The 513-nt window shown below is 62.6% G+C and carries 1 protein-coding gene; it reads left to right on the top strand.

Going from position 1 to position 513, the window contains the following annotated elements; genetic code table 11:
• A partial coding sequence (locus NKH12_RS30520) for an IS66 family transposase (protein ID WP_352956492.1) occupies positions 1–500 on the top strand: 500 nt, incomplete at its 5' end.
• Positions 501–513: the final 13 nt, after the last annotated feature.

Consider the following 513-nt stretch of genomic DNA (forward strand, 5'->3'; position numbering starts at 1 on the left):
CGCTGAGACGGATCGCCGAGTTCTACAAGATCGAAGACGTCATCCGCGGCCGGTCGGCTGACGAACGCCGCGCGATGCGTCAGGAAAATAGCCGCGCTATCATTGCCGATCTCGAACCTTGGCTGCGCGAAAAGCTCGGCCTGATTAGCCAGAAGACCAAGCTCGCCGAGGCAATCCGCTACACGCTCTCGCGCTGGGAAGGCCTGACCCGCTTCCTCGACGACGGCCGCATCGAGATCGACTCCAATACAGTCGAGCGCTCCATTCGTCCGATCGCGCTCAATCGGAAGAACGCCCTCTTTGCAGGCTCCGATGGCGGCGCCGAACACTGGGCAGTCGTCGCCTCGCTGATCGAAACCTGCAAACTCAACGGCGTCGAGCCCCTCGGCTATCTCGCCGATGTCCTCACCAGGATCGTCAATGGCCACCCGAACAGCCAGATCGACGACCTGCTGCCCTGGGCCTACATCCCGGCTCCCGAACTCAGGGCCGTGGCCTGAGAACAGCGCTTAC

It is taken from the genome of Mesorhizobium sp. M1322 (assembly GCF_040318085.1).
Classification (GTDB): Bacteria; Pseudomonadota; Alphaproteobacteria; order Rhizobiales; family Rhizobiaceae; genus Mesorhizobium.